Annotated in this window: 7 protein-coding genes; 4 read left to right on the forward strand and 3 right to left on the reverse strand. The window is 73.7% G+C overall.

Going from position 1 to position 7,341, the window contains the following annotated elements; all coding sequences use genetic code 11:
• Together JS521_RS31780 and JS521_RS31785 are read left to right on the forward strand one after the other, a co-directional pair.
• Window positions 1-979, forward strand: a 979-nt coding sequence (locus JS521_RS31780; protein ID WP_205086379.1) for an ABC transporter ATP-binding protein, incomplete at its 5' end; no start/stop codon positions are given.
• A 101-nt stretch (window positions 980-1,080) separates the two neighbouring features.
• A complete protein-coding gene (locus JS521_RS31785) occupies window positions 1,081-1,446 on the forward strand; it encodes a PH domain-containing protein (protein WP_073223234.1) in 366 nt (121 codons plus the stop codon).
• 20 nt (window positions 1,447-1,466) lie between these two features.
• Here JS521_RS31785 and JS521_RS31790 read toward each other — a convergent pair whose 3' ends face one another.
• The gene (locus JS521_RS31790) at window positions 1,467-2,237 is read right to left on the reverse strand and encodes a peptidoglycan recognition protein family protein (RefSeq protein WP_205086380.1); all 771 of its coding nucleotides are present in this window, start codon (window positions 2,235-2,237) and stop codon (window positions 1,467-1,469) included.
• Window positions 2,238-2,407: 170 nt separating this feature from the next.
• Here JS521_RS31790 and JS521_RS31795 point away from each other — a divergent pair, with 170 nt between their 5' ends.
• Together JS521_RS31795 and JS521_RS31800 are read left to right on the forward strand one after the other, a co-directional pair.
• A complete protein-coding gene (locus JS521_RS31795) occupies window positions 2,408-3,910 on the forward strand; it encodes an APC family permease (protein WP_205086381.1) in 1,503 nt (500 codons plus the stop codon).
• Between the two features lies 1 nt (window position 3,911).
• Window positions 3,912-4,352 carry a universal stress protein gene (locus JS521_RS31800; RefSeq protein ID WP_205086382.1) on the forward strand — a complete coding sequence of 147 codons (441 nt, stop codon included), beginning with the start codon at window positions 3,912-3,914 and terminating at the stop codon, window positions 4,350-4,352.
• An 82-nt stretch (window positions 4,353-4,434) separates the two neighbouring features.
• On the opposite strand, the gene JS521_RS31805 is transcribed toward JS521_RS31800, so the two are convergent.
• Entirely contained in the window at window positions 4,435-5,658 is a 1,224-nt protein-coding gene (locus JS521_RS31805; RefSeq protein ID WP_205086383.1) for a cation:proton antiporter, read from the reverse strand.
• A 61-nt stretch (window positions 5,659-5,719) separates the two neighbouring features.
• The gene (locus tag JS521_RS31810; protein WP_205086384.1) at window positions 5,720-7,240 is read right to left on the reverse strand and encodes an alpha/beta hydrolase; all 1,521 of its coding nucleotides are present in this window, start codon (window positions 7,238-7,240) and stop codon (window positions 5,720-5,722) included.
• Between the last annotated feature and the right edge of the window lie 101 nt (window positions 7,241-7,341).

Genomic DNA, 7,341 nt, shown 5'->3' on the forward strand with positions numbered 1-7,341 from the left:
ACCCGGCACCACCATCGCGGTGGTCGGCCCCAACGGCGCGGGCAAGACCACCCTGCTGCGGGCCCTCCTCGGCCTCACCCCCCGCGCGCACGCCGCCCTGCGCCTGGGCGACAGCGACGTCACCGCCCTCCCCCCGCACCGCCGGGGCGTCGCCTGGGTGCCCCAGGACGGGGCGCTCTTCCCGCACCTGAACGCCCTGTCCAACACGGCGTACGGGCTCCGCGCCCACGGCGTGCCCCGCGCCGAGGCCCGGCGCGAGGCCCAGGGCTGGCTGGACCGGCTCGGGGTGGGCCACCTCGCCCACCGCAGGCCCGCCCAGCTCTCCGGCGGCCAAGCCCAGCGGGTCGCCCTGGCCCGCGCGCTCGCCGCCCGCCCGCGGCTCCTGCTGCTGGACGAACCGCTCGCCGCCCTCGACCAGACCACCCGGGCCCGGGTACGGCACACCCTGCGCGGGCACCTCGCGGACTTCGGCGGCGTCTGCCTGATCGTCACCCACGACCCGGTCGAGGCGGTCTCGCTGGCCGACCGGGTCCTGGTGCTGGAGGACGGGCGGGCCCTCCAGGACGAGCCGCCCGCCGAGGTCACCCGGCACCCGCGCTCGCCGTGGGTGGCCCGGATGCTGGGCCGCAACGCCTGGCCCGGCACCGCCACCGACGACGGCCTGGCGCTGGAGGGCGGCGGCCGGCTCGTCGTCGCCGAGCCCCTCCCGGCGGGCACGGACGCGCTGGCGGTCATCGCGCCCGAAGCCGTCTCCGTACACCGGGAGCGGCCCACCGGCTCCCCCCGCAACGTCTGGCCCGGCACCGTCCGCGAGATCACCTCGGGCGGCAGCCGGCTGCGGCTGCTGATCACCTCGGCCGAGGCCCCGGACCTGGTCGCGGAGATCACCCCGGGGGCCGCCGCCGAACTGGGGATCGCCGACGGGAGCGCCGTCTGGACCAGCGTGAAGGCGACCGAGGCGACGGTCGTACCGCTGTAGCCCGGGAGCCGGGTCCGGGGCGCGGGGGAACCATCGCCCCCATCGGCGCGTACTCCTGTACGTACGACGACTACGTACGACGACCGAGAGACGGGGACCTCATGGCACTGTTCGGCAACGCCCACACGATCAATCCGGCCACCGCCCAGCAGGACTACGCCCGGCTGCTCGGGCAGGGCGAGCAGGTGCACGCCGCGTTCCTGCTGATCCGCGACACCATCCTGTTCACGGACCGGCGGCTCATCCTGGTCGACAAGCAGGGCATCACCGGCAAGAAGACCGAGTACCACTCCGTGCCGTACCGCAGCATCACGCACTTCGCCGTGGAGACGGCCGGGACGTTCGACCTCGACGCCGAGCTGAAGATCTGGATCTCGGGCAGTCCGACCCCGCTCCAGAAGACGTTCACCAAGGGCGTCGACATCTACGAGGTGCAGGCGATACTCACGCAGTTCGTCGCCCGGTAGTCCCCCGAGGCCGGCCGGGGTCAGAAGGACGGGCGCAGCCGGGCCGCCGCAGAGTGTCCGGGGACGGCGGCGCGCAGCTTCGCGGCGCGCTCCCGCAGTTCGGGCAGCAGCGCGTAGAGCGCGTCGCCGGGGCAGCGGGTCTCGAAGCTGTCGCGGTGGCCGGAGACGACGTGCAGCCGGGCCACCTGGCCCTCGTCGAAGCGGCTCTCGTCGTTCGTCGAGACCAGGTCGACGCTGCCCAGCGGGTCCGCCCCGGGCCGCAGCTTCCAGGCGGCGAGCTTCACCAGCGCGTCCATCATCGCCTTCGGCACCTCGGCCCCCTCACCGAAGTTGCCGATCGCCGCGATGCCGACCGTGTCGGCGTTGAACCCCTTGGTGTGCGCGCCGAGCACCGAGCGGCCGACCCCGCCGGCCCGGCCCTCGTAGATGGTGCCGCAGCGGTCGACGAGGAAGTTGTAGCCGATGTCGTCCCAGCCGTCCTGCCGGATGTGGTCGCGCTGGACGGCCCGGATCAGGTCGGGGGCGTCCGCGCAGTCGTAGTCGTTGGGGTTGCCGGTGTGGTGGACGAAGACCGCCCGCGCCGCGCCGGTGTACTGCGGCCCCTCCCGGACCAGTTCCTCGTCCGCGTGCCAGTCCCGGCGGCTGACGACGGCCGGCTGCGGAAGACCGCGCGGCGGGCGGGGTCCGGTGGCCAGCTCCTTGTCCGGCGCGTGGAACACCGGGCCGTCCCCGAACACCAGGAGGGCCAGGGGCAGGACCAGAACGCCCAGGACGAGTCGGCGGGACCACATGGACTCCACCCTGCGCCCTGACCTCCGGCTTCGCAGAGGAGCGGGCCGTTCGGGTGACCCCCACCGGCCGGAGGGCATTCGTCCGGAATGCGCGTTCCGCCGGGTCTTCTTACGATGAGATCCGGATCATCGCCCGCTCCCGGCGGGGGTGCCCGGCGGAACGAGGAACCATGGCCCACGACCGTGTGCGGGACGAACCGGATGTCGGCCTCAAGCCGAACGCGATCGGGTTCGTCGACGCCCTTGTCATCGGTCTGAACGCGACCTCCCCGGCGTACTCGCTGGCCGCCGTCATCGGCCCGATCGTCGCCCTGGTGGGGATCTACGCCCCGGGCGTCATGTTCGCCTCGTTCGTGCCGATGCTGCTGATCGCCTCGGCGTTCTACTACCTGAACAAGGTCGACCAGGACTGCGGTACGACGTTCTCCTGGGTGACCCGGGCGATGGGCCCCTGGGCGGGCTGGCTGGGCGGCTGGGCGATCACCATGACCGGTGTCCTGGTGGTGGGTTCGCTGGCCGATGTGGCGGTGAGCTTCACGCTGCTGGCGGTGGGTCTGGACGGCTGGGTCGAGAACGACTTCGTGCGCCAGCTGCTCACCGTGCTGCTGATCATCGTGATGACCGGGCTCTGCGTGATCGGCACCGAGCTGTCCGCCAAGGTGCAGAACGTGCTGATCCTCCTCCAGATCGCGTTCCTGCTGGTCTTCGTCGTGGTGGCGCTCTACCGGGTGTACGCGGGCACGACCGGCTTCGACTCGATCGAGCCGTCGTTCGGCTGGCTGGACCCGTTCGGGGCCGGCGGGGCCGCGCTGACCGGCGGGCTGCTGCTCGGGGTGTTCATCTACTGGGGCTGGGAGTCCGCGGTCAACCTCACCGAGGAGACGAAGGACTCGGCGAGCGCACCGGGCAAGGCGGGCCTGTGGTCCACCGTCGTGCTCCTGGTGACCTACCTGTCGGTCGCCATCGCGGTCGTCGCCTTCGCGGGGACGGCGTTCCTGGCGGAGAACGCGGGCGAGGAGGAGTTCATCTTCGCCCAGCTCGCCGGGGACGTCCTGGGCGGCTGGGACTGGATCCTGCTGCTGGCGGTGGCCACCTCCGCGATCGCCTCCACCCAGACGACGATCATCCCGGCGTCCCGGACCGCCCTGTCCATGGCCCGCCGGCAGGCGCTGCCGCGGCACTTCGGGCACATCAGCCCCCGGTTCCGGACCCCGGACGTCAGTACGTGGTGGGTCGCGGGCATCGCCATCGCCTGGTACCTGGTGGTCAACCAGATCTCCACCAACGCCCTGTTCGACTCCCTCACCGCCCTCTCCCTGCTGATCGCCTTCTACTACGCGCTCACCGGGGTGGCCTGCGCCGTCTACTACCGGCGCCATCTGACCGAGAGCGTGCGCAACTTCCTGCTCATCGGCCTCGGCCCGGTGGTCGGCGCCGGGCTGCTGACCTGGCTGCTCGTCCGCTCGGTCATCGACATGTCCGACCCGGCCAACTCCTACAGCGGCACCTCCTGGTTCGGACTCGGCCCGCCACTCGTCATCGGCATCGTGATCGCCCTGGTCGGCGTGGTCCTCATGGTGGTGTGGCGGCTGCGCGACAAGGCGTTCTGGCAGGAGCGGCCGGGGGTCGCGGACCCTGACCTGGTGCACGCCCCGACCCGGAAGGGGCCGTGAGATGTCGGTCGTCCTCGGTTACGACGAGTCCCCCGGCGCCGCCCGCGCCCTGCGCATCGCCATCGAGGTGGCGGCGGCGTACGGGGAGGACCTGGTCCTCGTCTACGGGGCGGCGGCCCCGGGCCTGCGCGACGGGGCCGAGTACCGCAGCCACTACGACGCGATCCGGCAGGCCGGGCGCACCGGCCTGGAGCACGCGCTCACGGCGGCCGAGGAGGCGGGCGTGCGGGCCACGGTCGAGGTGCTCGACGAGAAGCCCGCACAGGCCCTGCTGGACGCCGCCGAACGGCACGCGGCCCGGGTCATCGTGGTCGGCACCTGGGGCGAGAGCCCGATGCGCGGCGCCCTGTTGGGCTCGACCCCGCACAAGCTGCTGCACATGTCGGCGGTCCCGGTGCTGTGCGTACCGACGGAGGAGGGCCCGGCGCAGCCGCAGGCGTAGGCGGCCGTACGGGCCCGGTCCGCCACGCTTCACCGAGCCGTACGGGCCGGAGCAGCCGCAGGCACAGGCACAGGCGAGCAGGTCACCACGCCTCCCCGCTCTCCGCCGCCCGCCCCGGAACGGCCCCGCCGCCGTCCTCCTCCCCGCGCAGCAGCCGGAACGCCAGCAGCGGGAACACCAGCACCGACACCATCGCGGCGGCGACCAGGGCCGCGGCCTCCCCCGCCCCGATCACCTTGTCGTCCAGACCGATCGCGGTGATCGCCACCACCAGCGGCAGACACGTGGACGAGAAGAGCCCGAGCGCGGCCCGCGGGGCGCGCCCGGTCAGGTCACGCGGGGCCAGCAGATACGCCGGAACCCCGCGCACCAGCAGGAACAGCAGCAGGAAGACCGGCAGGAGCACCAGCGGGCGGCCGCCGTCCAGAAGTGCCGCGAGGTCGAAGTCGATGCCCGTGACGATGTAGAAGAACGGCACGAGGAAGCCGAAGCCGATGGCCTCGACCCGCTCCAGGATCGCGTCGCTGCGCTCGGGCACCGCCCCCTGGAGGACGAGCCGGGTCAGCATCCCCGCCGCGAACGCGCCGAGCAGGGTGTCCAGGCCGAAGACATGGGCGAGCCCCAGCATCCCGGCCAGCAGCAGCATCACGAAGCGGACGGCGAACTGGCCGCTGCTGTGCAGGGTCATCGCGATGATCCGGGCGAACCACGGCGGCCGGGGCCGCATCGCCCAGAACACCGCGCCCGCCGTGAGGACCGCGAACACCGCCAGCACCGCGCTCGCCGCCCCCGGGCTGCGGCCGCTGAACAGCAGGGCCATCGCGATGATCGGCCCGAACTCCCCCACCGAGCCGAACGCCATCACCACCGACCCGAAGCGCCCTTCAAGACGCCCCGCGTCCCGCAGGATCGGCAGCACCGCGCCCAGCGCGGTGCTGGTCAGCGCGGTGCCGATGACCAGGCTCTTCGCCAGGTCCGCCCCGCTGAGCAGCAGGGCGACGCCGAGCCCGGCGGCGAACGACAGCACCCAGGCCCCGCCGGCCCGGCGCAGCGTGTCGCCGCGGACCTCGGCGAACCGGATCTCGTACCCCGCCAGGAAGATCAGCATCGAGAGCCCGAGGTCGGACAGGGTGTCGATGACCTGGTCGTGATGGGCCCAGCCGAGCACATCGGGCCCGGCCAGGATCCCGAGCACGATCTCGAAGATGACGACCGGAACGGGCAGCCACCGCCCGGTCGCGTAGCCGAGCAGCGGGGCGAGAACCGCCAGGGCCATGATCAGGACGAGGGTGCCCGGGTACTCCATCGCTCGTGTATAGCAAGGAGCATGCCGGAATCACCCGGTATGACACCCCTGGGAAGGCCGCTCAGTTCGGGCAGTGGGCATCCCGGGCGGGGCGCTTCCCGGTGACGAGGAAGTCGCTGACCGTCCGGTCGCCGCAGGCGTTGCCGTTGCCCAGGTACATTCCGTGCCCGCCCCGCTCGACGGTCACCATCCTGGCCCGCTCGCCGAGCGCCGCCCGCATCTTCCGGGCCCCGGCGAGCGGGGTGGCCGGGTCGCGCAGGCTCTGGATCATCAGGACGTTCGAGGGGCCTTCGTCGGTGATCCGGGTGGGCCGCGGCTCCTGGTCGTACTTCCAGAAGGCGCACGCGGAGATGTTCGCGGGCATCCCGGCGGTCAGCGGATACCGCGCCCGGTCGGCGGCGACCCGGCGGGCGTAGCCGGAGTCCGGCCCCGGCCAGCGCACGTCGTTGCAGATCACCGCCATCGTCAGCGACGCGTCCTCGTCCGGCAGCGCGCCCGCCAGCTCCGGCGGCAGCACCGGGCGGCCCGCCGGGTCCTGCGCCGACCGGATCAGCCGGGCCAGCGGGGCGAACGCCGCATCGCTGTTGAGGCTGCCGTGGAGCGCCTGCCGCAGCCGGTTCCCGGTCAGCGGGACGCCGGGGGTCGCCGACTCCTTCGGGGCGCGGTCCAGCTCCCGGGCCAGCGCGAGGAAGAGCGGCTGGACGTCCTCGGCGCGCCGGGCCAGCCGGAGCCCTTCCGCCTCCCGGGCGGGGTCCGCCGCCCAGGCCGCGAAGTCGGGGAAGCGCAGGGCGACGGCCGGTCCCACGTTCGTCATCCAGCCGTGCGCCACCCGCGCCGGGTCCGGGTCGCCGGTGCTGTCCAGGACCAGCCGGTCGACCCGCTCCGGGTGCTCCTGCGCGTACACGGCCGCGGCGTAACTGCCGTACGAGTGGCCCCAGACGGACAGCTTCCGCTCGCCCAGCGCGGCGCGCAGCCGGTCGATGTCGCGGGCCTGGTTCCGCGTGCTGAAGGACCGCACCACCGGGCCGCCGTCGCGGGCGCATGCCTCGGCGGTACGGCGGGCGCGTGCGGTGTTCTCGGTGATCGAGCCGTCCGCCGCGGGGTAGGCCCGCAGCGTCACCAGGTGCCGGTCCGCCTCGGGGATCCCGCAGCCGGCCCGGGTGGAGCCGCCGACCCCGCGCGGGTCGAGGCTGACCAGGTCGTACGCACCCTCGGTCGCCGCCCGCAGCGCCTCGCCCTTCTGCGCGACGCGCTGCACCCCCGAGCCGCCGGGGCCGCCGGCGAGCACGAGCAGGGTGCCGCGCCGGGCCTCGGGCCGGTCGGTGCGCAGCCGGGTGACGGCCAGGTCGACGGTGCGCCCGCCGGGGGCGCGGTGGTCCAGGGGAACGCGGATCGTGGCGCACTGCTGTCCGGCGGGGACGGTCGTGCCCGGGACCGGGGCGCAGGGGCCCCAGCTGAGCGGGGCCGTGGCGGGCCCCGCCGGGCGGCTGTGCGCGACGGGCGCGCCGACGGCGGTGAGCGTCCCGGCCGCCGCGGCGGCGGAGACGGTGAGGAGTAAGGCCTTACGGGTCCAGGTCGTCATAGGAACAGCCTTGTCGAGCGGAGGCCCGCGGCCCATCAGGGAGCCCGGTGGACCGGGGTGGGGACACCCCCCGGCCCTTCCTTCGGGCGGCCCCCCGGACC

The sequence above is a fragment of the Streptomyces durocortorensis genome, from assembly GCF_016901035.1.
Taxonomy (GTDB): domain Bacteria; phylum Actinomycetota; class Actinomycetes; order Streptomycetales; family Streptomycetaceae; genus Streptomyces; species Streptomyces durocortorensis.

Excerpts from the sequence above, each read along its gene's own strand:
- JS521_RS31810 (WP_205086384.1), bottom strand. The coding sequence starts at position 7,240 with ATGACGACCTGGACCCGTAAGGCCTTACTCCTCACCGTCTCCGCCGCC.
- JS521_RS31790 (WP_205086380.1), bottom strand. The coding sequence starts at position 2,237 with ATGTGGTCCCGCCGACTCGTCCTGGGCGTTCTGGTCCTGCCCCTGGCC.
- JS521_RS31805 (WP_205086383.1), bottom strand. The coding sequence starts at position 5,658 with ATGGAGTACCCGGGCACCCTCGTCCTGATCATGGCCCTGGCGGTTCTC.
- JS521_RS31785 (WP_073223234.1), top strand. The coding sequence starts at position 1,081 with ATGGCACTGTTCGGCAACGCCCACACGATCAATCCGGCCACCGCCCAG.
- JS521_RS31795 (WP_205086381.1), top strand. The coding sequence starts at position 2,408 with ATGGCCCACGACCGTGTGCGGGACGAACCGGATGTCGGCCTCAAGCCG.
- JS521_RS31800 (WP_205086382.1), top strand. The coding sequence starts at position 3,912 with ATGTCGGTCGTCCTCGGTTACGACGAGTCCCCCGGCGCCGCCCGCGCC.